The sequence below is a fragment of the Microcoleus sp. C2D2 genome (assembly GCF_036702495.1).
Lineage (GTDB): Bacteria > Cyanobacteriota > Cyanobacteriia > Cyanobacteriales > Microcoleaceae > Microcoleus.
The window spans coordinates 65,355-86,802 of the sequence record NZ_JAUBTO010000010.1 but is presented as its reverse complement, the minus strand read 5'-3'; the positions used below and the strand labels follow the sequence as shown (position 1 = coordinate 86,802).

At 46.0% G+C, this 21,448-nt stretch carries 22 protein-coding genes and 1 pseudogene; 13 read left to right on the top strand and 10 right to left on the bottom strand.

Annotated features, from left to right (window positions below; genetic code table 11):
• Positions 1-124: 124 nt before the first annotated feature.
• The 3 genes from grxD to QUB61_RS05935 form a co-directional block, all read right to left on the bottom strand.
• Positions 125-448: a Grx4 family monothiol glutaredoxin gene (gene grxD / locus QUB61_RS05945; RefSeq protein WP_333124882.1), complete on the bottom strand. Its 324-nt coding sequence runs from the start codon at positions 446-448 to the stop codon at positions 125-127.
• Positions 449-650: 202 nt separating this feature from the next.
• Complete coding sequence (locus QUB61_RS05940; protein ID WP_333124879.1) at positions 651-911, bottom strand: BolA family transcriptional regulator; 261 nt, start codon at positions 909-911, stop codon at positions 651-653.
• 48 nt (positions 912-959) lie between these two features.
• On the bottom strand, positions 960-1,583 hold the full coding sequence (locus tag QUB61_RS05935; protein ID WP_333124875.1) for a hypothetical protein: 624 nt from the start codon (positions 1,581-1,583) through the stop codon (positions 960-962).
• Between the two features lie 215 nt (positions 1,584-1,798).
• Here QUB61_RS05935 and QUB61_RS05930 point away from each other — a divergent pair, with 215 nt between their 5' ends.
• The 4 genes from QUB61_RS05930 to QUB61_RS05915 all read left to right on the top strand — a co-directional run bounded on the left by QUB61_RS05930 (position 1,799) and on the right by QUB61_RS05915 (position 3,421).
• On the top strand, positions 1,799-2,119 hold the full coding sequence (locus QUB61_RS05930; protein WP_333124873.1) for a type II toxin-antitoxin system HigB family toxin: 321 nt from the start codon (positions 1,799-1,801) through the stop codon (positions 2,117-2,119).
• A gap of 156 nt (positions 2,120-2,275) precedes the next feature.
• Positions 2,276-2,674, top strand: a complete 399-nt coding sequence (locus QUB61_RS05925) for a transcriptional regulator (protein WP_333124871.1) — start codon at positions 2,276-2,278, stop codon at positions 2,672-2,674.
• A 151-nt stretch (positions 2,675-2,825) separates the two neighbouring features.
• The gene (locus QUB61_RS05920) at positions 2,826-2,996 is read left to right on the top strand and encodes a hypothetical protein (protein ID WP_333124869.1); all 171 of its coding nucleotides are present in this window, start codon (positions 2,826-2,828) and stop codon (positions 2,994-2,996) included.
• A 17-nt stretch (positions 2,997-3,013) separates the two neighbouring features.
• Positions 3,014-3,421: an S-layer homology domain-containing protein gene (locus tag QUB61_RS05915; protein WP_333124866.1), complete on the top strand. Its 408-nt coding sequence runs from the start codon at positions 3,014-3,016 to the stop codon at positions 3,419-3,421.
• Positions 3,422-3,612: 191 nt separating this feature from the next.
• On the opposite strand, the gene QUB61_RS05910 is transcribed toward QUB61_RS05915, so the two are convergent.
• Positions 3,613-4,344, bottom strand: coding sequence for a WecB/TagA/CpsF family glycosyltransferase (locus QUB61_RS05910; RefSeq protein ID WP_333124955.1), 732 nt, complete (start codon positions 4,342-4,344; stop codon positions 3,613-3,615).
• Positions 4,345-4,545: 201 nt separating this feature from the next.
• Complete coding sequence (locus QUB61_RS05905; protein ID WP_333124863.1) at positions 4,546-4,728, bottom strand: hypothetical protein; 183 nt, start codon at positions 4,726-4,728, stop codon at positions 4,546-4,548.
• 66 nt (positions 4,729-4,794) lie between these two features.
• Between QUB61_RS05905 and QUB61_RS05900 the strand changes: the two genes are divergently transcribed.
• Both QUB61_RS05900 and QUB61_RS05895 read left to right on the top strand, forming a co-directional pair.
• Positions 4,795-8,004: a glycoside hydrolase family 15 protein gene (locus QUB61_RS05900; protein WP_333124859.1), complete on the top strand. Its 3,210-nt coding sequence runs from the start codon at positions 4,795-4,797 to the stop codon at positions 8,002-8,004.
• Between the two features lie 207 nt (positions 8,005-8,211).
• Positions 8,212-9,387, top strand: coding sequence for a DNA cytosine methyltransferase (locus QUB61_RS05895; protein WP_333124857.1), 1,176 nt, complete (start codon positions 8,212-8,214; stop codon positions 9,385-9,387).
• A gap of 236 nt (positions 9,388-9,623) precedes the next feature.
• Here QUB61_RS05895 and hisB read toward each other — a convergent pair whose 3' ends face one another.
• Entirely contained in the window at positions 9,624-10,262 is a 639-nt protein-coding gene (hisB, locus tag QUB61_RS05890) for an imidazoleglycerol-phosphate dehydratase HisB (RefSeq protein WP_333124953.1), read from the bottom strand.
• A gap of 207 nt (positions 10,263-10,469) precedes the next feature.
• Complete coding sequence (gene fabI, locus QUB61_RS05885; protein WP_172185720.1) at positions 10,470-11,246, bottom strand: enoyl-ACP reductase FabI; 777 nt, start codon at positions 11,244-11,246, stop codon at positions 10,470-10,472.
• Between the two features lie 340 nt (positions 11,247-11,586).
• Between fabI and ntcA the strand changes: the two genes are divergently transcribed.
• The 3 genes from ntcA to QUB61_RS05870 all read left to right on the top strand — a co-directional run bounded on the left by ntcA (position 11,587) and on the right by QUB61_RS05870 (position 14,456).
• The gene (ntcA, locus tag QUB61_RS05880; RefSeq protein WP_006634020.1) at positions 11,587-12,252 is read left to right on the top strand and encodes a global nitrogen regulator NtcA; all 666 of its coding nucleotides are present in this window, start codon (positions 11,587-11,589) and stop codon (positions 12,250-12,252) included.
• Between the two features lie 77 nt (positions 12,253-12,329).
• Positions 12,330-14,009: a DUF3084 domain-containing protein gene (locus QUB61_RS05875; protein ID WP_333124855.1), complete on the top strand. Its 1,680-nt coding sequence runs from the start codon at positions 12,330-12,332 to the stop codon at positions 14,007-14,009.
• A 36-nt stretch (positions 14,010-14,045) separates the two neighbouring features.
• Positions 14,046-14,456, top strand: a complete 411-nt coding sequence (locus tag QUB61_RS05870) for a pre-16S rRNA-processing nuclease YqgF (RefSeq protein WP_333124853.1) — start codon at positions 14,046-14,048, stop codon at positions 14,454-14,456.
• A gap of 79 nt (positions 14,457-14,535) precedes the next feature.
• Here QUB61_RS05870 and QUB61_RS05865 read toward each other — a convergent pair whose 3' ends face one another.
• The 3 genes from QUB61_RS05865 to QUB61_RS05855 form a co-directional block, all read right to left on the bottom strand.
• Positions 14,536-15,135 carry a hypothetical protein gene (locus tag QUB61_RS05865; RefSeq protein WP_333124851.1) on the bottom strand — a complete coding sequence of 200 codons (600 nt, stop codon included), beginning with the start codon at positions 15,133-15,135 and terminating at the stop codon, positions 14,536-14,538.
• Between the two features lie 139 nt (positions 15,136-15,274).
• Complete coding sequence (locus tag QUB61_RS05860) at positions 15,275-15,769, bottom strand: hypothetical protein (RefSeq protein ID WP_333124849.1); 495 nt, start codon at positions 15,767-15,769, stop codon at positions 15,275-15,277.
• A gap of 672 nt (positions 15,770-16,441) precedes the next feature.
• Complete coding sequence (locus QUB61_RS05855) at positions 16,442-18,022, bottom strand: photosystem II high light acclimation radical SAM protein (RefSeq protein WP_333124950.1); 1,581 nt, start codon at positions 18,020-18,022, stop codon at positions 16,442-16,444.
• A 374-nt stretch (positions 18,023-18,396) separates the two neighbouring features.
• On the opposite strand from QUB61_RS05855, the gene QUB61_RS05850 reads away from it, so the two are divergent.
• The 4 genes and pseudogenes from QUB61_RS05850 (at position 18,397) to lepB (ending at position 21,184) form a co-directional block, all read left to right on the top strand.
• Complete coding sequence (locus QUB61_RS05850; RefSeq protein WP_333124847.1) at positions 18,397-18,786, top strand: DUF1830 domain-containing protein; 390 nt, start codon at positions 18,397-18,399, stop codon at positions 18,784-18,786.
• Between the two features lie 241 nt (positions 18,787-19,027).
• On the top strand, positions 19,028-19,612 hold the full coding sequence (locus tag QUB61_RS05845) for a hypothetical protein (protein WP_333124845.1): 585 nt from the start codon (positions 19,028-19,030) through the stop codon (positions 19,610-19,612).
• Positions 19,613-19,745: 133 nt separating this feature from the next.
• Positions 19,746-19,958 (top strand): annotated as a pseudogene (locus QUB61_RS05840) (nitrate reductase); the annotation flags it as partial.
• Positions 19,959-20,647: 689 nt separating this feature from the next.
• Positions 20,648-21,184: a signal peptidase I gene (lepB, locus tag QUB61_RS05835; RefSeq protein ID WP_445300187.1), complete on the top strand. Its 537-nt coding sequence runs from the start codon at positions 20,648-20,650 to the stop codon at positions 21,182-21,184.
• Positions 21,185-21,448 lie beyond the last annotated feature (264 nt).

The window sequence follows — 21,448 nt, the reverse complement described above, 5'->3', positions numbered from 1 at the left end:
TTAGAAGTTGGGAAAAGTTTTGAGTTCCGAACTAAGATTTTTTTAAGTCTTTAACCCAGAATTTTAAACTCAAAATTCCCAACTCAAAACTCAAAACTTTCTTTCTCCTTTCCCTTCCTTGTATTTAAGAAGCCAAAGCGACTTCTACAGCTTCTTGCAATTCGCCCTTTTGATACATCTCGATCATAATATCCGAGCCGCCAATAAACTTCCCGTCGATATAAACTTGGGGAATTGTCGGCCAGTTGGAATACTCTTTAACGCCTTGACGAATTTCCTGGTCTGCTAAAACATCAACAGTTTCGTAAGGCACTGCCAATTGATTGAGAATTTGCACCACAGTATTAGAGAAACCGCACTGGGGCATTAACTTATTGCCCTTCATAAACACCATGATTTTGTTTTGCTTAACCAACTCTTCAATTCTGTCATGTGCTGTTGTACTCATGGTAGCTCCTAATATTGTTTGAAAATTTTTAAACGTTGACTGAGGCAGAAACCGGGTTTTTTACGAAAATCTCTCGTTACAGCCATAGATTCCGGTTGAAAAACCCGGTTGATGAATGTTTTTGTGCGCAAGTGCAGTAGTTGTCTCTCAACTAACTATTGACAAAAGCACAAATTTGCGATCGCCAATTGCTACTCAACAATTAAGCAACTTGACTTTTCGCTTCCCATTCTGCCGGAGTTAAGGTTTCCAAGGCCAAAGCGTGGATGGCTTCACTAGCCATTGCCTGTTTGAGAGCGCCGTAGACCAGTTGGTGCTGCTGTACTCGGCTTTTTCCTTCAAAGGCGGCAGAGACTACTCTCGCCTGGTAGTGGTCGCCGCCGCCGGTCAAATCGTCAACTTGTACCTTAGCGTCGGGCAACCCTGCCTTAATCATTTCTGTTACTTGAGACGGTGTAACCATTGGTTTCTGTGTCTGTGATAAACGGCTGTAATTTAGATTTTAGTGGAACTATTTGTTAGACGATCGCGGTTGAGCGCTGGCGGGCCGGGGATAGGGCGCATCCACAAAACCCAATTCCAGTAACTGCTGGTAAGCTTTCTTGCCCAAGTCGCGAGTTGGCTGCTGCGATCGAATAATCTGAATCAGCAGGGGCACAGCCAGTTCGGGTTTATTTTGTGCCCGGTGTACCAACGCCAGTCGGTAGGTAGCTTCGTCGCGCATTTGGGCTGTTTCTACAGCTTTGGTGCGGTGGCTTTCGGCCAAGCGGATGTCAATTCCGGCAAAACTGCTCCCCAGTTGTTGGTAAAAGTTGGACAGTTGATTGAAAATTTGGCGGGATTCTTGGAGCTTTTGAGTAGCGAGTGCGTAATTCTGATCGGAAATAGCACTGCTGGCTTCTGTCATCAAACGCTGACCTCCCTGGACACTCAGCAGGCTGCTGTCTTGCGTCAGAGGGCGGAGATTGTTGGGGTCTGTGGGGTCGTCCGCGGGTTCGACTTGCAGTTGGTTCTCTGGCCCAGAAGGTTGTTGTGCTTGGACTTGGAGCGGTTGCAACAGGGTAAAAGCTGCGATCGCCCCGATCGTAATCCGGGCAGTGGAGCGAAGCCAGCAAACAGTTCCAGAGTATACCATGAAATTACTTTGCGCCTGTGCGCTTAAAAAAAATATTTAGCTTGTGCCGATCTTACCATTGGCGATCGCAACCGGCTAAGCGTAAACCAAATTTGTTCAAATGTCAAAGGGGGCGCGATCGGGCAAAAGGCTCTTTAGGAAAAATTAGAGTAGAGACTTGACACAAAGTTCTCATTGTGAGAGCATAGAGGTATCGTGTAAAAAACCGTACTCGAATGAGACTAATTTCCAAGAAAAATCTGGAGAGTGCGATCGAATCCTACTCCGACGATGCCAAGGCTGCGATCGCAGTCTGGCGCAAGGCCATCAAAGACAACGATTGGGAATCACTAGAAGAGATTCGACAGGGATATTCCACATCGGTCGATCGAGTCTGTGGATCTACCATATTTAATATTAAAGGCAATCAGTATAGATTAATCGTAAAAATCAACTATACCGCCAAAGTTATATATTTTAATTTTTTTTTAACCCATACCGAATATGACAAAATCAAGTGGAATGATGAAGATGAAGTTAAAAATAAAATAGGTTAACTCCCACTAAAATTATCGGAAAAACATTACAGATTCCCCGATCTATTCAATCAATCAAAAACATTTACTCCAAACGTCAAAATCATGATACCGAGAAACAAACACCCACCTTCTACTTGAGAACCATGTCTAAGTAGCCAAGCAAAGGAATGAGCAATGAACATCACAATTGAAAAAACAGTTTACGGTCAACTGCTGGCTAAATCTCAGCCTAAGCCAATCCTGAACGAAGAAGATAATGATCTTGCCCTCGCAGAAGTCGATTTTCTGATGTCTAAGGAAGAATTAACAGTAGAGGAAGAAACTTTACTGAGTCTCTGGGGGCTGTTGATCGAAGAATACGAATCAAAATATTACCCAGATCCAGAAGTGACTCCCCGGGATGTTCTATTGCATTTCATGGAAGTTCGCGAACTCAAACAAGCCGATTTAGTGGGCGTGATTGGTTCCAAAGGAGTAGTCTCTGAGGTGGTTAATGGGAAACGGGCGATTAGCAAGGCGCAAGCTAAGGCGCTAGGAGAATTTTTTAATGTTAATCCTAGCGTGTTTATTTGAGGGATTTGCTGAATCATTGTTAATAAGCCTTTTACGGGCGGGCTAGGAGCAACGGCCCACAAGAAGAAAATTCAGTTTTTGTGGAACAGGCATCCTGCCTGTTCTTGAGAATATAGTAAGACTGGATTAAAATTAAACAAAAGCATTTCTGATGGTACAACCAAGCAAACCCACCTCCGAGACTCTCCAAAACTATCAAGGGATTGGAGTTCCCGATGAAAGTCTGGGAGTGATTTTGCAGCGTGGCCGCGACGAATTGCTGCTGTCAAAAGCGGACGATCGCTTTATCGTTCCATTGCCGATGCTAGTTGGTATGCGTTAACCCAAAAACTTGAATATGTGGCTGCAAAGTCAGGCAAGAAACTATACAGGGTTGACCCTCGGCATACGAGTGCGATCGAACGGGCTTATCGGGGGTGGTTTTTGTCGGGGTTTCCGGGGTTGAAGTTCGGCCCGAATCAGAATTTGACTAAGAGTGAGGCGATCGTGTCTTTGGTTAACGGTGTGGAACTTAAGGGCGTCAATCCTGATTCTTTGAAAGTTTACAGCGATCGATCTGTGATTCCTAATTTTGCTGTGAGTGCGATCGCCACAGCAACTGATTTGATTATTGTGGTAAACTATCCGGCGCGCGATCGGCGATCGCCGCTGCCGGACATTACCCGCGCTGAGATTTCGGCTTTGATTTACCAGACATTGCTAGCAATTAATCGGGCTAAGGCGATCGATTCTCCTGATATTGTCTAATGGCAATTGGTTCCTAGTGAGGACTGAACTCCGAGCGAATTTTATGAGAAATTTAGTCCTCACTATAGCGGTTCGATCGCGTGGTGAGGTATGCCCTATGCCCACGGAGGCCTATGCCCTATGCCCGTGGGCCAGATAGTACCTCATGTTACTGAGAAAGGCTATACAAACCTATTTTATTGTGGCCGCTTTTACCCTCGAAAATCCCCCAAAGCTCTCAATGCAAATTGGGGCAAAGCTAACATCCTGCGCCACCGCCAAGGTTCTTGATAAAGCCGGTACAGCCATTCTAAATGATTGTTGCAAAACCAAGCCGGCGCCCGGGTTTTTGTTCCCGCCCAAATATCGAAACTGCCGCCTACTCCCACCCAAATTGACTGAGGGCAAAGGTGTTGGTGTTTGGCAATCCAAAATTCTTGGCGCGGCACTCCTAAGCCTACAAAAATCTGTTTTGGCTGCATTTTTTTGAGGCTTTCACAGAATTCTTTTTCTTCCTCGGCGGAAACATAGCCGTGTTGAGAAGCAATCGACAATCCCTTAACCTTTTGCTGCCAAGTTTTCGCCGCCGCAGCCGCCACTCCCGGGGAACCTCCAAAGAAAAATAGTGGTTCCGAATCCGGCAATTTTCCGGCTTCTTGTAGCAGGGATTCTGCTAATTCAATCCCCGGATACCGCTGCACCGATTTGCCGCGCATTCGCAAGTACATCACCACTCCCGAACCGTCGGGGATCACCAGTTCCGCTTTTCGGATTACATCTGCTAAATCAGGATTTTGCTCGGCTTGCATCGCCATTTCAGCATTCAGCGTCACGACGTGACTTCCTAACCCTTGATGCAGGCGCTCTATCAGCCAACCTGCATAATCATCTAATATGTGAACTGGTAGTCCCAGCACTGAAAATTGCGGGCGCGATCGCTCCATCTTTTTTTGTTTAATATTGCTACACATTTAGTTATTTACATTAGCTTAGATTGGGGAGCAATGCTAGACCAGTCTTGGACGAAAAAAACCGATTTTTACCACCCCAATTCTGTTAAGTCATCATTCCGCGGACCAGAAACGGGGTTTGGGGTACGCGGCCTGCTAATCTCTTAGAGTTTTCGTGTAAAGTGCGATCGAGCCTTAGTGTTCGATTTTTTTAACAGAGCCGTCGGCGTACCATTCCATCGGTACGAGTTCAATTTTACCATTAATCTTCACTCTAGAGTAGACAACTTTCACGAAAGGAACGCTGTTGTTATTTTTGTGGCGGCTAGACATGGCAATTACCTTTTTGTGTTTGCAGAACTTGAAAAATGATCTCATATCGGATATATTTAAAAGTCTATTCACCGCAATTCTGCGCGCATCAGGAAAAAGAAGGAAAACGAAATGGCGATCGCAACAACCCAGCGGCAAAGCAGGTTAGATTATTACTACCAGCAAATCAAAACCATCATCCTCAAGCGCCAGAACCCAATTACCGGTTTGCTGCCGGCGAGTACCGCCGTTAACGCTCACGGCGACTACACCGATGCCTGGGTGCGCGACAACGTGTACAGCATTCTAGCAGTTTGGGGTTTGGGGTTAGCTTACCGCAAAATTGATGGCGATCGGGGACGAACATTTGAACTCGAACACAGCACAGTCAAACTCATGCGCGGCTTGCTGTTTGCTCAGATGCAGCAATCGAGCAAAGTAGAAAGTTTTAAAAATACTCAGTCGCCGCTAGATGCCCTGCACGCTAAATACAATACTCAAACTGGAAGTATAGTTGTCGGTGATGACAAGTGGGGACATTTACAGTTAGACGCTACATCTATATACTTGTTAATTCTTGCTCAAATGACGGCTTCCGGGTTGCACGTAATTTTTACAATAGATGAAGTCAATTTCGTGCAAAATTTAGTTTACTACATCGGTAGAGCCTACCGCACCCCGGATTACGGAATTTGGGAAAGAGGCCATAAAATCAATCGCGGCAATGCAGAATTGAACGCCAGTTCAGTTGGCATGGCAAAAGCAGCGCTGGAAGCAATAAATGGGTTGGATTTGTTCGGGATTAAAGGCTCTCAAGCATCAGTTATTCACGTTTTGCCAGACGAAATTGCCAGAAGCCGCATAACTTTGGAATCGCTTTTGCCTCGCGAATCTAGTTCAAAAGAAGTAGATGCCGCTTTATTGAGCGTGATTAGTTTTCCGGCTTTTGCTGTTGAAGACCGAGAATTAATAGAACGGACTCGGAATAAGATTATTGACAAATTGCAAGGAAATTACGGCTGCAAGCGGTTTCTGCGGGACGGACACCAAACAGTTTTGGAAGATGCGGACCGCCTGCACTACGAACCCACAGAATTAAGGCAGTTCGAGCACATTGAATGCGAGTGGCCGCTATTTTTTACTTATTTGTTCTTGGACGGCATATTTCAGGGAAATCAAGCCCAAGTGCAAGAGTACCAGCAGCGTTTGGAATCTCTAGCAGTCGATCGCTCTGGTTTGCCGCTGCTACCCGAATTGTACTACGTCCCCGCCGAAAATATAGAAGCAGAAAAGCTAAATCCCCGCAGCCAGCAGCGCTTGCCCAATGAAAATATTCCCCTAGTTTGGGCGCAAAGTCTGTATTTTCTCGGTCAATTGCTAAATGAAGGATTAATCGCAGTGGGCGATATCGACCCTCTGGGAAGGCATTTGTCAGTGGGCCCGCACAGAGAACCTTTAGTGCAAATTGCACTGTTAGCGGAAGACGAAGATTTGCAAGCAGAATTAGCCACCAACGGCATTGCGGCGCAAACCCCAAAACAGGTAGAACCAATTCAAGTCCGCCAGACAAAAGAATTATCAGCTATTTACACGCAAATTGGACGCAACGACCCATTAGGTTTAACCGGCCGCCCCGTGCGGCGTCTGCGGAGTTTAACAACTTCTCGGGTGTTTAAAATTCGCGATGAGGCGATCGTATTTCTCCCCTCATTTTTGGACAGACAAGAATTTTACCTAACTCTAGATTACCATTTCCTAGTAGCTAAAATCAAAAGCGAAATAGCTCACATTCACCGCCACTGGTATCAGTTGGGACGCCCTACGGTAACGCTGATGCTGACTCACGCGATGCTGGAAACAGGCCGGGAAGCGTTGTTAGAATTAATGAAGGAACTCCGGGACGGACACTGCAACAACACGCCAGTTAAACTCGGAAATCTCAAGCAGTTAATGCTGACTGCTGGTACGGAGAGAATTGATTTCATGCACGATTTTGAATTTACCGAATCTCCAGTGACAGGTGCAGTAGAAACGCGCAGCTATCTGGCTTACAATCCTGAAAAAACTTGGTCATTGGGTCACACGCAAGAATTTAAATTAGAGCTTGAAACTAATACTCAGTTATTGCTCACCAGCCTGCGCGGTTCAGAAAACTTGTACGAACAAATTGAGTTGCTGCACACGCTAATTCGCCTCAAAGGGTTGAGTTTTGATACAGGATTTGGAGGTGCGGAAGAAACAGTACAAGTTGTGGATTTGCTCAACGAAGTTTATACAAAAGCTGGAGAAAGTTCGCAATCAAAAATCCAATGGGCAGTCATCCGCCATGCCGCAGGTTTGCTGGACAAGGTTGATATCAGCTTATCCGATGCGGTGACAGACATTTTGGTGCGGCAAAAACAGATTGCTGTGGGGAAAGCTTACAGCGAAGATTCGATAATTTCGAGACCGGGTTCTTACACGGAAGTGATGGACAAAATTCGCCAATTCTGCGGAGAAGACGTTCGGGATCGAGTTCTAACTCAAGAAGTTCTCATCTACCTAGGCTTGCTAATTAAAGCCGAACCGCAGTTATTTAAAGGGCTGCTGACGCTGAGAGTTAGCTACTTTATTTTGCTCTTAACAAGCGAATTAGCCCGCGAGTTGGGAGTTACGCAAAATGAAGCTTACGAATATTTAATGCAGCTAAGTCCCTTTGAAATCAAAAATCGCCTGCGCCAAGTGTTGGCAGAATACGAGGAAATGAATCAAATCCTCAAACAGCAAGAATCCCTGCGCGTCAAACAGCCGGAAAAAGATATTGAATGGGTAGTAGCGCCAGTTTCCGAAGAACCAACAATGCCTGCAGGAGGATGGCGCCGGAAGCGGCAGATGGAAGGGGGAGTTAATCGCGTACCGAAGGATTTTTATCCGAGTGTGTGGGGACTGCTGCGGCACTGCAAAGGCTTGATAATTGGCGACAAATTAGAGCGGCGCAATCGGTTAGACAGCCATATCATTTTATCGGAAATGACGCCCGGGGAAAAGAATTTTGCGCTACAAATCGAGCATTTGCTGAATAAAATTGTGGCGCCCGAATACCGACAAGTCAATATTGAGGCGCTGATGGAGTTGGCGGCAATTGCCCAGCGCAACCCAGAATTGCAAGTAGAAGAATACATCGTTTTAGATGTGTTGGTCGGTCACGCAGTGCGCCTGAATTGGCAAGGAAAATACCCGGAAAGAGCCGATAAATACGACGAAGATAAAGCGGCGGCTTGGCAAGCTTTTTACAATACTTCGCCTTACGTTTGCGCGAGTCACGTACTGGATGCTTTCCGATTCTTGACAAAGTTTGGATAGATGGAGTGGGAATTCCGATTTTAGATTTTAGCGCTAAGGTGCGCGCTGCGCACCCTACATATAGAGGTTCTGCGTAAGTCCTATGTTCTCTTATATTCTCTCTCTTTTCTTCCTCTGCGTCCTCTGCGCCCTCTGCGGTTCATTAAAAGAAGTTCTCATAAAATTTATTTTGAGAAATTATCCAACCTGTTCTTGAGGCTAAAACCTATGATTAACAACAAACCGATAACTATTAGCCTCTTTGCTGGAGCATACGGTTTAGATTTAGGTCTAGAAAAAGCAGGAATTCAGACAGTAAGTTTAGTAGAAATAGAACCTGATGCTACCAAAACTATCTCTCTAAATCGTCCTCATTTATCCCCATGTGCTGTACCGAGAGATATTTGCGAAGTCAGCGCCAAAACTCTATTAGAAGAAGGCGGAAAAATCTTAGGTTTAGATAGACCTTTGCGTGCGGATCGAGTAGATTTAGTGACTGGTGGCCCGCCGTGCCAATCCTTCAGCACAGCCGGAAAACGCGGGTCTGTAGGCGATCCGCGCGGCAGCTTATTTATGGAGTTCATACGCATTGTTGACGAAATCAAACCGCGCTTTTTTATCATGGAAAATGTTAAGGGGTTGCTGTCAGCTCCGATTCGACACCGACCTCACGCTCGCAGAGGTTTAGGTTTCCCGCAATTAGAACCTGATGAGATGCCAGGTGCAGCTTTACAAGTGATTTTGGCAGAGATGAAACGCATTGGTTATGAAGTTGTGTACGATTTGCTCAATACTGCGGATTACGGGGTTCCTCAAGTTAGAGAAAGAGTAATTTTTATTGGTTATAAAGGTGATGATTCAGTTACTTTGCCGCTGCCAAATCACAGTCAGAAAGGTACTGATAAACAACCCACATGGCTGACCCTTAGAGAGGGCTTAAAGGATTTAGTAGATTCTCAGCCAGAATTTGTCCCCTACTCAGAAAGTCGCCTCAAGTATCTGCGTCTGTTAACAGCAGGTCAAAACTGGAGGTATCTACCCAGCGAATTACAGCAAGAAGCAATGGGAGGGGCTTATAAATCTGAAGGCGGTAAAGTTGGTTTTTATCGGCGCTTGGCATGGGATAAACCGTCGCCTACTGTCACAACGAGTCCCCATCAAAAGGCTACAGATATGTGTCATCCCGATGAATTGCGTCCTTTGAGTGTAAGGGAGTGCGCGCGAATTCAGACGTTTCCAGACGACTGGGTTTTTTCTGGCTCAACTGCTTCTAAATATCGGCAAATTGGGAATGCAGTTCCGGTATTATTGGGAGAGGCTATAGGTCAATATCTTTACCAGATAATTAAAGGCGATCGAGTCCAAGGGCGAGAAATATTTGAGCAACTTTCCCTGTTGGCATAACTAAGACTTTAATTTTACTTGCAGATATATTTTAAATAAGTAGGGAGGTGCAAATAAACATTACATGGGTCGGGCGGGTGAGAGCATTCATAAACTTGCTTATATCATAGATCCTGGCTAAACCCGCCCCTACAAGATATTGTGGTTTTTTCGTGCATCTCTACTTACAGCGGTTTTGATTTGTAGGAAAGGAGGGTAATTCGTAGTAGCGCCCAAACGCTACTACAAACCACATACTACAAAACTCCTTTAGAACTCGGAATCCCAGTAGCGCGGCGCGGGTCGATTTCCACGGCCATCCGCATCGCCCGCGCAAATGCTTTAAACGCCGCTTCCACAATGTGATGAGAATTTCCCCCCTGCAACTGTCGAATATGGAGCGTCATTTGACAGTGGTTCACCACCGCCGAAAAAAACTCTCTCACTAATTCGGTATCGTAAGTGCCGATCCGCTGGTTGGGAATCTGCAAATTGTAGCTCAAGTGAGGCCGTCCCGAAAAGTCTAGCGCTACTTCTATTAAAGCTTCATCCAAAGGTGCGATGAAATGTCCGAAGCGAGAAATGCCCGATCGATCCCCGACAGCTTTTGCTAGCGCTTGGCCTAAGGTAATCCCCACATCTTCGTTCGTGTGGTGGTCGTCAATCTCCAAATCCCCGATCGCCTGCACGTCCAAATCGATCAATCCGTGAGAAGCAATCTGGTGCAACATATGGTCTAAAAACGGAATCCCCGTAGACGCCTTGCAAGTTCCCACACCGTCGAGATTGAGGCTGGCCGTGACATCGGTTTCCAGTGTCGTGCGTTTCACCAAGGCGGCCCTAGCTGGTTGAACTGAACTTGCAGGAGGCCCAGAAGGGCGATCTATTATCTCCATAATTCGCAATGGGTCATTCATAAGTTATTGATAATTAGTAATTGAAGATTACAGCTCGATCGGCGCTAATTCTCAAGTGTTTTGTTAAGAGAATTGTGCAAAACTCAAAACTCTCGAAAGGGGCGGCTTTTGCATAAAACTTACTTGTTATAGTTAAAGTTTATTGTCTCAACCGGCCCCTACATAACTCAAAATTCTCGACAACTGTTACATTCCCATGATTTCGTAACCGGCATCGACATACAAAACTTGACCCGTAATCCCGCTAGCGAGATTGCTGCACAGAAAAGCCGCTGCATTTCCCACTTCCTGCTGAGTCACCGTCCGCCGCAGCGGCGCCACTTCCTCAACGTGGTGGATCATGTCCAGAATACCGCCAACTGCTGAGGAAGCCAGAGTCCGAATCGGGCCAGAAGAAATCGCATTTACCCGAATATTTAACGGGCCCAGTTCAGCAGCCAGATAGCGAACATTCATTTCCAAAGCCGCCTTAGCAATTCCCATCACATTATAATTAGGAACTACCCGGACGCCGCCCAAATAAGTCAGGGTCACAATACTGCCACCCTCGGCCATCAGCGGTTTAGCAGCAGCACAAAGCCGCACCAGCGAGTAAGCGCTGATATCTAAAGCATTGGAGAAACCTTGGCGCGAGGTGTTGGTGAAATCTCCCGACAGCTCGTCCTTGCCGGCAAAAGCCAGACAGTGGATCAGGATATCTAACTTGCCCCACTTGTCGGCGATGGTTTGAAAAGTAGACTCAATTTCGCTCTCGTCTTGGACATTGCAGGGCAAATACAGACTGGGATTGAGCGGTTCCACCAGTTCAGCGACTTTGCGCTCGTGCTTGCCTTTCTCGTCCTTCAAAAAAGTTATGCCGAGATTGGCCCCTGCTTTGTGAAGCTGCTGAGCGATGCCCCAGGCGATCGAGCGATTGTTGGCAATGCCCGTAACAAGAGCATTTTTTCCGGTCAAATCTATCATCTGTATTTCTTCTAGAAGCAACTAGCACCGTTCTCATTGGCTCTATGCGACAACCCCGCCAGTTTAGACACAACTGATTCAGATTTAACTGATTGAGACACAACTGAGACACAACTGAGACACAATTGAGACACAATTGATATTAATTTGGCTGTGGAGCTACATGGGGGCGGAATTGAAAAAGTTAAGAGAAGGGCTAGATTTAATCATACAGCGTGTGTTTACCTTAATATTAGATGGAAGTAACAGAATCCCAGGATATTGGAGGTGGGACTGTATATTTACTCAATAAGGTTAATTGACAAGTTATAAAGTATTGATTAGTACAAAGGATCTAGTCGTGACGCATGATAGACCGCTAGCAGCCGTGTTCCGCCAAATCAGCGGCGGGGCGTTTCCACCCATTGTGGAAACCTTTGAACGGGGCAAGACAATTTTTTTCCCTGGAGACCCGGCTGAGCGCGTCTACGTTCTCATTAGAGGTGCTGTGAAGCTCTCCAGGGTTTACGAAGCAGGGGAAGAAATTACAGTCGCCCTCCTACGCGAAAATAGCGTATTTGGGGTGCTGTCTCTGATTACGGGACACCGATCGGACAGGTTTTACCACGCGGTAGCCTTTACGCCGGTGGAATTGATCTCGTTGCCGATCGAACAAGTCGAGAAAGCGCTCAAGGAAGACCCAGAACTGTCGATGGTGATGCTGCGGGGGCTGTCGTCTCGGATTTTGCAAACCGAGATGATGATCGAAACGCTGGCTCACCGAGATATGGGTTCGAGACTCGTCAGCTTTTTGCTGATTCTGTGCCGGGACTTTGGCGTACCCGGTACAGAGGGGATTACGATTGATTTGAAGCTGTCCCACCAGGCGATCGCCGAAGCGATCGGCTCGACGCGGGTAACGGTGACTCGTTTGCTCGGGGATCTCAGGCAAGAAACAATGATCTCGATCCACAAGAAAAAGATCACAGTCCACAACCCGGTGGCTTTAAGCCAGCAATTCACTTGATGCCGAGAAAGTATCGGATTTTGGATTTTGGATTTTAGATTCAATCCAAAATCCAAAATCCAAAATCTAAAATCGGAATGACTGCTGGATACATCCTGGTATTTGTAATTTTAGTGTTGGGGGGTGTGATCGCCACTGTCAGCGATCGCCTTGGGACGAAAGTCGGCAAGGCAAGGTTGAGTTTGTTCAAGCTTCGCCCCCGCGATACTGCTGTTGTTGTGACAGTTATGGCCGGCAGCATCTTGTCAGCACTGACTCTGGGCATTTTGTTTGCTACTAGCAAGCCGCTGCGAACGGGAGTTTTTAGAATAGACGAGATTCAAAAAAGGCTCAACAACGCCCGCAGAGAAATCAACCAAGCCACTCAAGAAAAAAATCGAGTTGAAACTGAATTAGCTCAAGCTTTGGCCGCTCAAGCGCAAGCTAGAGCCAATTTAGAGCAAATTAATCAATCCCTCCAAGCCGCTAATGCCGAGCAAGCTCGGACGCAAACCAAATTAAACTCGCTGCGGGCCCAGCTTAACAGCGTGCAAGCAGCCAAGTCTAAAACTGAACAGCAGTTAAGTCAGGTAGAAGCGGCTAAATCTCAGACAGAAGAACAGCTCAGCAGTGTGGAAGCGGCTAAATCCCGCACCGAAGAACAATTGAAACTGGTTGAAACGGCCCGATCGACTACAAAAGCTCAGCTCGATCGCACCCAGAACCAATTGAAAACAGTTTCTGCTCAAAAAACAACTTTAGGATCGGAAATCGCTCAACTGCAAGAGGAACGGCAACAGTTAATCGAGCAGCGAGAGCAGGTAAAAACTCAAATTGCCCAGCGCGATCGAGAAATTGCCAAGCGAGACGCAGAAATTGCCCAGCGGGACAAGGAAATTGTCGATCGCAACGAACTAATTGCCCAGCGAGACAAGGAAATTGCCCAGCGGGTGCAAAATCTCGCCGAGCGCGATCGAATAATTGTCGAGCGCGACAAAGTAATTGCCGAGAGGGAAGCACTCTTAGAAACCTTGGCACAGCAACAAGCTCAAATCGAACAGCAACAAACTTTATTGCAGCAGCAAGTGCAAGTTTTGGAACGGGACTTTCAGGCAATCCGCGAGGGTACAGTTGCCATCAGGCGCGGTCAAATTTTAGCTGCTGGCGTCGTTCGCATTGTCGAACCCGGTATGGCAAGCCGCGCGATCGATCTACTTTTGCGAGAAGCAAATAAAACCACCGTCGGACTGATGCAGCCGGAAAATACCAAGGTTAGGGACCAGGTTATTCAAATTACTAAAGCAGAAATCGATCAACTAATTAGTCAGATTAAAGACGGTCAAGACTACGTGGTGCGAATTGTCGCCGGTGCTAATTACCTGCGGGAAGAAAAGCTAATTAAGGTATTTGCAGAAGCAGAAATCAATCGAGTTGTGTTCCGCGCTGGAGATGTGATTGCAGGGGTTGCTGTCGATCCGGTGACTTTGACGGACGAACAGGTGCGGCAGCAGTTGCTGCAATTGATAGAAGCTTGTCAATTTCGCGCTCGCCTGATCGGCGTTGTCGGCGGTAGAGTCCAAGTGGCAGACAATCGGGTTGAAACTTTAGCTGATTTTATCGAGCGGTTGCAGCAGTACGATAAACCGCTCGATGTTCAGGCGATCGCCGCAGATGTCACTTACATTGCCGGCCCGCTTAAAATAGATTTAGTTGCTCGTGAAAACGGAGCCGTTGTTTTCCGCACCGGACAACAGATTCAAGGCGGAGGCGAAAATTAACAATTAAATGTGGTAATTGGTAATTGGTAACTTACTATGATTTTAGGTTTCGATCCCGGTAAAGACAAGTGCGGCATCGCCGTAATGGGTAGAGATAAGAACGTTTGCTACCATCAAGTTGTGCCGTCGCAAGCAGCTATATCTACTATTGAATCTCTGTGCGAACAGTTTTCGATTGAGTTATTGGTACTCGGGGATCAAACGACTTCTAAGAGTTGGAAACAAAAACTGACGCAGAGTTTGTCGCCTTCGATCAAAATTGTTCGGGTTGACGAGAGGTACAGCAGTTTAGAAGCGAGGGAACGCTACTGGCAAATGTATCCTGCGACGGGACTTTCTTGCTTGATTCCCCAGTCCATGCGGACGCCCCCGAGACCAGTGGACGATATTGTGGCGATCGTCCTAATTGAAAGATATTTGAACAAACAGTTGACAGTTGACAGTTGACAGCGAGGTTTTCAAGCAAGTTCTAAAAACTTTGGGTTTCGTGGGAAATCCTATTTTTTACTGAATCAGTTAAATCTAGCTAATCTTGTTGAACCATCCACACCAAGAATCCTAAAATGGTTTCCACCGGAAGCAGCGGATAATCGGTAAGGTCGATCGTCACTGTTGTTCCTGAAAGCTTGAGAAAACGCCATTGAGTGCCGCTGCTGATACAACCGTAAATAGTGGCGATCGGGTGTTCTGCTGCTTCGTTAAAGCGCTGTGCCGCTACCATTTCAGCAATACATTGACCGATACCTTCGTTCAGATCGGCTTTTTTTGCTTCCACAACTACGATCGCGGGTGCTTCTACGGTAAGCTGTTCGGGCGATCGGCCAATTAAAAAATCGACGTATCCGGTGAGATCGCAACTGAGGTCAACATTGAATTCCCGTCCCGAAAATAAACTGATTTGGCGGTTCATCAAGCGCCGGACTTCTTGCAAAACTGGGTAGACAATGGCTTCCGATCTGGCTTTTTCTGAACCAACTGCGATCGTCCAAGGCAAATCTTCTAATTCGCTACTCAATCTCGGACTGGGATTAATTGATTCTACCTCCGGAAAAAACCGAGTTCCCTCCACGATAGTTAACTGAAAGTCTTTTTTAGCTCTAGTAATTGTGAATTGACTGTAAGGCATAATCCGATAGCTTTTTTGATAATACAGACTTTTATTCTTATAATTATGCCTAAATTTGAAAGAATCTGCAATTTGTTTGAGTTCAGCTAATAAAATGTACCCTGAATTAATCAGAGCGATCGTTGAATAACAGTGAGTGCTACTTGATGACAGCTTCGGTCAAAATTACCTTACCATTCTGCCGGACTTGCAGGCGTTGGGGGTTAATCGAATAGATAATATTGCCGTTAGTCGCTTCATAAGTTCCATCGTCACCTGTAGTTACTTGCATTACATTGATTTGAGTGCCATTTATTTTGCTGAGGCCTCGGTAAAAAATATCGCCTTCTTCGGTTTTGCAAATGTATATAGAAAAGTTGGGAGTTGCGAAAGATTGCACCATTTGGGCCCTCGGGCATCCCTCAACTTGAGCAATTTGCAGCGGTTGATAATTCCGCAAACTGTTCGGTGCGATCGCCCGAACTTTAGCAATCGGTTGATTTAGTGCAGCTGCTTCTGCTGAGGCTGTCAAAAAGCCGTGAAGCGAAGCTATCCCGTTCCCCGCAGGGGTTCCCGAAGGGTAGGGAATCGCACTAATGCCAGCCATAACTAGACCTACTCCTTTAATGCCCTTAACTCTATTTTTATAAAACATCTTGTCACTCCTGGTTTTAACTATATAATTACATCTTAAGCGATCTTTGCTGGATATTAATAATATTTAATGTCAGAGGTCAGAGGCGCAGGGAGCACGGTAAATCCTAGGTTTAAGTAAGGTGCTCGCGGAGCACCCTACACCAGTGAAAATACATAAGTATGTCAATGCGATCGCAGGAAAGCAAACTCTTGCATTTATGACAATTGTACGATATTATTGCTTGTGTACGCTGAGCCGATCGACCCGGTTTCTTCATATATTTCTCGTTACTAAACCTTGTATTTTCCTAGAAACCGGGAATAAGCGCTCCCATGCGATCGCGAACCGACTCTGTTATATCAATTCCGGTTGCACCGTCGCTGCTTGTTGACTGTTGACTAATGACTGATGACTAATGACTGATGACTAATGACTAATGACTGTAGAAGGATGGGTCAAAAAAATGAAAATTGCGCGAATTATTTGTTGGCAGCTTGATGAGACTTTACGCCCGACTTTCTGGGCGCGGATTTGATATCATTCCGGCCTTACTGCCGGAATTGATATTACACGGTAATGTTTATTTGCGCTTACCTATTTATTGAATAATAAAAAGGGAAACAGAAAATACATTTTTTCTCCCATTTCCCCTTTTTAAAAGGACGGTCGTCCTGACGGCGAACCTGCTAATTAATTAACGGCTGCCAACTGTTTGTCTTTGATTTCCACCGGCGCAGATAAAGCTTCTTCCAAATCGGCACAGCCGAGTTTTTCCTCCAAAATTGCCATCACTTCGCGGCCGAAATCATTGGAATTCCGCTGCCAAGCTTCTAAACAAATTTGTCCGAAAAACGAACCCAAAGGCTCGGGATTCCACAGCAGTTTGCGCGCTGTCCAAGGCATCAAACTCATCGGATCGTAACCCGGTTGCAGAATATCCTTTTTAAAGGCGTATTCTTCTAAAATAGTGTGCGGCTGCAACCCGATAAAGAAAATAGCGGGTTCTACTTTATCAGCTCCGAAAATCCGCTCTAGTTCTCGGTGATAAGCAATAGTTTGCCGGATGGTTTCAAAGGTTTCGTCAATGACGTTAAACGAGTAATTCACGGAAACCACATCGTTGTAACCGGCTGCTTTTAAATCGCGACAATTTTCCAAAACTACTCGCAAGTTGTAGCCCATCCGCATTTTGCGAACCAGTTCCTGGGAACCGCTGGTGATGCCGATTTCAAAGTAATTCATCCCCGTTTTTACCATCAAATCGCACAACTCGGGTGTGAGATTATCCGCACGGATGTAAGCGGCCCAGTGTATGTCGTCCATACCGGCGGCGATGATTTTTTGCAATAATTCAACTGCATCATCGATGAATTTGCGTGCCGGGATAAATTGAGCGTCGGTAAACCAGAAATTGCGGATACCTCGATCGTACAATTGCCGAATCTCCGCCACCACCTCATCCGCCGGATTGATCCGCACTTGTTTCCCTTCAATCACCGTATAAATGCAGTAACAGCAATTATGAGGACAGCCGCGCTTGGTTTGGACTCCGACGTAGAAGTCCATATCCTGTAGATAATAGGAAAATTCCGGCCAAATCGTTTCGATGTAGTTATAATTACAGGCTGTTTTCTCGATGTTGGCTGGCTTTTCGTGAATTAGCCTCTCCCGCGGCACGGTTTCTCCCACCACATAACATCTTTCCTCGGCCAAATCTTCGCCCTTAATCAACTTCTCCAGCAAAGCTTCGCCTTCCCCCACCGAAACCACAGTTCCCGCCGGCAAACTGCGGCCCAACTGCTCGTAAAACACGCTCACAGCACCGCCGCCGACCACTGCACGAGCTTCGGGGCGGTATTTCCGGGCCCGCTTCAATCCGCGCTTAATCAGTCCCAAATTGCGCCAGAGTTCGGTGTAGTAAGACGCGGCTAAACGCAGTCCTCCGAGTGCTCCCCGGAACTTGATCAGCAGATTTTTGGCGTAGTAAAACTCGAAGGCATTTTGCAGCGGGTTGCCGCCCCGGCCGCCCACGGGGGCGTAAATTTGAATGTCCCGCCAAGAGAAAACTAGCAGCGTCGGCTTAAACTCGTCTATGCTGGCATCCAAAGCTTTAGCGAAATCCAGGGGGGGCACCGCGCCTAAATCGAAAATGCGCTGTTCGACATCGGGAAACAGCTTGTGTACGTGATCCGAAAGATACACAACTCCGATCGGGAAAATCGGATTGCAAGGGAGGCGAACGTACAGGACTCGGTTTTCTCGGCTTTCCATGATTGCCATATCCTAAACTGGAACTTTTTCCGCTATGTTAATATTCTTTTAATATAACTTTACAATCTCTCTAATTTTCGCAATTTGACATTAAATATTCTTAAATTTTTCTATTTGGCTCAAGGCCGAGCTTGTTGGTGTCGATGGGCGACAGCAGCAGAAAAAAGCTAATTTTTAAGCAAATACAGCGTATATTGACCCAAGATCCAAGCTGGGAGTCAAAAAACAGATATTTATCCGATTAAATAAAAACTTGGGTGCGATCGGTCTCTAATGTATTAGGTAGTTGGTAGTCCGCTTTACAGTAGGTGGGATCGCCTAGTGTTAGCCTAATAAGATAACTAAAACTTTTAGGCAAGGCTCCCTCACCATTTATGGCTCAAATTCTTGATCCCGTACCCTTAGACAGCGACAGCAAGATTCTGTGCTGCTACGTCAACGCCACCAGTCAAATTCAGATTGCTCGCATCGCCAACATTCCTAACTGGTACTTTGAACGAGTAGTTTTTCCCGGACAGCGCTTAGTATTTGAAGCGATACGGACCTCCGCATTGGAAATTCACACCGGGATGATGGCTAGTGCAATTTTGTCGGATAAAATCCCTTGCGATCGCTTGCAGATTAACGAAGGCCCCTATTCAAACCTCAATCGTAACAGATCCCGACAGGAAGCTCAGGGCGATCGAACAGCAATAGCCGGCCGCCCCAAATCCCGAGAAATCTCAGAACCTTTGACTGTACCGGCACTAACCGCCGTCGATTAATAAGAGTTGTGAGTTTTGAGTTATAAATTGTCAGTTAATTGATAGCTCCGCGCTCAAAATTCCAACTCCTGCAAAGCGGTAAAAAATCAAAACTTAAGAATCAAAGTTTCTGAAATGAATTTTAGCTCAAAACTCACAACTGCAAATATTGTCGGGTTTTTCATATTTGCAGTTGTGAGTTTTGTTGGCGGGCCCGAAAGCTGTGCAAAAATATCAATAAACAGCTTCTCCAATTTCAGCCATGTCAGCACAACCTCTTGCCTCTTCCCCATCTTCTGCCCCAGCATTTGAGCCGGCGGTATTCCGGCTTTCTCCCCTGATTAGAATCACGCTGTTGAGCTTGTACGCAGCCCTGACAATTCCGTTGCCGTTTTTGTCGGAAGTAACGAAAGCACCGGTTCCCCCCGCCGCACTCTGGGCGGCAATTGTTGTCGGCGCTGCGGGCTTGTACGGCGTGCTCAGTGAAAGGGTAATTTTGAGCGAGGAAGGGATTGAAGTCACATATCCCAACTGGTTTCCGCGTTTTTTTCGCAAGGGTTGGTCCCTACCTTGGACTGAGGTAAAAGCTCTCAAACCTCGATCGACCGGTCAAGGAGGTTTAGTTTACTATTTTTTGAGTCATTCGGGTGAAGGTTATTTGTTGCCCATGCGGGTGGCTGGGTTTGGTAAATTAGTGGCTTTGGTGGAAGCAAAAACAGGTATTGATACTAGAGATGTCCGCCCTTTGTCGCAGCCTTGGATGTATCTTATTTTACTTTTATGTACGCTGCTGTTGCTGTTGGTGGATGCGTGGACGATCGTAACTGCTATTAGCCTGAAAAGTTAGGAAATTCAAGAAAACTTCCTCCAAAATTTTATTAAAAAGCCCAACCCGCGAATCATATCATGTCCGGTCAATCAACCTTAATTAACGATTGAGAAGGGGAGTGGGAGAGTGGGGAGGGGGAAAATTAATTAGGGGTAGCTGTGGCATCGACGTTGAGGACTTGGAAACAGCGGCGCGATGCTGAGGAGAATCCCCGCGAGTGCTTTATTTGCGGTCGATGGGGATGAATCAGTCCTCTGAAGGTACGGCTGAGGTGCGATCGCTAATCGATTTACATTTAGTTACAGGTGAGGTTAAAAAACCCGCTGCTGGACCATTTTCTCTCACTCGAGGGCCAAACGCAATCCCAATTTCCCTAGAACCGGAATTGAAAGCGACTGCTGTACAGTTAAATCTCGCATTCTTTTCCTCAAGCAGGATATCATGTCAGAGCGATCGCAAAAAGGCGAAATGCTAATATAAACACAGGTAATTATGAATACTTCAGTGCGCGGTAAAGAGCCTTGGTTTGCCGTAAATTTATCAATGTTTTGGCCAGGAATTGGACAGATATATTCCGGAAATGTAAGACGAGGAATTGTTTTGATAATTTCTTACATTTTATTAATTGCTATTGGAGGATGGTTAGTCCTTAGCCCTACGGGTGATATAAGAATAGGCTTGGTTCTCTTGTTGGCTACTATGCCGGTTAATATTTGGAATCTGTTTGATGCTCATCGATGTGCAAGAAAGGCAAATAATCGCAGCTTTGAAGAATTGAGAAAAACCAGTAAAGACCCTTGGCTGGCTGTGTTGCTTTCCAGGTTATTCCCAGGAATTGGTCACATATATATTGGGAAAGTTTGGCTCGGTATATTGTTACTGATAATTTTGATTGTTTCGTCTCTTTTACCACTAGCTTCAATAATTGTTTATTGCTTAATCACTTATCACGCTTATATTGCTGCACCTGGCAGGAGAAAAATATCAACAAGTTGGCTCGTCGCCTTTTTTATTGTGTTATTCGTTTTAAGTCTAGTGAACTTGGCTCCATTAATGAGAACGTATGTTGCAGAAGCTCGCTATATTCCAACTGGCTCGATGCTTCCTACGCTGCAAATTAACGATCGTTTGATTATAGACAAGTGGAGTTACCGCTTTCAAGAGCCACAGCGGGGAGATATTATAGTGTTTATGGCTCCTGAGAGGGCTGGTATTTGCGTCAGTAGCTCTTATATCCCCGACCCAAGCGATAGTTGGTCGAACTTGCCTACAGATAAGACAAAGCCTAGCAATCCCAAATTGCAGTATGCCTACATCCATCGAATAATTGGGCTACCTGGAGACAAGGTGGAAGTCAAAAGAGAACAGGTTTATATCAACAATAAAACGTTCCAGGAAAAGTATATTGCAGAGGCTCCATTTTATGAGTTCGGTCCTGTTACCGTGCCTCCTAAGTCTTATTTAGTGTTGGGTGATAACCGCAACAAGAGCTGCGATAGTCATTACTGGGGGCCTGTCCCCCGCGAGAATATTATTGGTAAAGCGACAAAGAGATATTGGCCTCTTAAGGGCATAGGGAGAGTTGAATGAATTATCTTACTAGGCAACAGTCCGGTGGCGAATAACTTGGGGTCGCTCAATTTAATTTTACGGCTTTTTCTTGTCGTCAAACTGATGCCGATTGTTTAACTTGCTTTTAGTCCTCTTCACATTAAATTGCTATAACCTGAGTGACATCGGGGACTATTCTCAACTAGCCCTTTAGGGGTTTGACCTCGAATCTCGAACGATCGACGAAGTAGGTAAGCGCCAAGCGCTGGCTTCGCCTACGAGTTCGAGGCCAAATAGGGCTCG